This is a genomic window from Vibrio sp. Y176, from assembly GCF_033438945.1.
In genome coordinates this window covers 1-619 of the sequence record NZ_JAWOQS010000748.1, presented here as the reverse complement: position 1 = coordinate 619, position 619 = coordinate 1, and the positions used below count along the sequence as shown (strand labels likewise).

Below are 619 nucleotides of genomic sequence, written 5' to 3'. Positions count from 1 at the left end.
ATCGAGATTGCCTTTTTCGAAGTGCTTCATCGCAATGTCAGGATCGCGAATAACTGTGATACGCACTTTCTCTACGTTATAACGGTTCTTATAGTAACGATTGTTGTAGCCCCACCAATCTTCACCAACATGCTTAAAGGTAACACTTTTCCCTTTTTTAACCTTATCTAGGTAGTATGGTGCTGCCGTTGGTTCAGCTTTGAAGTTAAATTTACGTACAAAGTTATCCGGCATGCCATCGTTGTTTTCATCCTTCTCACCTTTGAAAAAGTGTTTTGGACGAGGTTGGAAGCCATTGCTTGGCATATTAATCATGACCATCAGAGAGTCATGACTCTGTGCAACCGCTAAATTAACGCGGATGGTATAATCATCAATTTTTTCCACGCTAACAATGCTGCTGGTAAAAAAGTCATTGTACCAAGGGTCAATAATGTCTTTTGAGGTGTAGTACTGCATCATGAAGACATAATCATCGGCCGTGATTTTCTCACGATCAGACCATTTCGCGGTGTCATCAAGCTTAAAATAAACCGTTTTATTATCTTCACCAAATGCCCATGACTTAGCCAATTGAGGAATCCACTTACCCGTATTTGGGTGACGTTGAGCCATTTTG

1 protein-coding gene is annotated in these 619 nt (G+C 40.7%); it reads right to left on the bottom strand.

From position 1 onward, the window contains the following. On the bottom strand, positions 1-619 hold a 619-nt coding region (locus tag R7O13_RS28430; protein ID WP_318305398.1), incomplete at both ends, for an ABC transporter substrate-binding protein.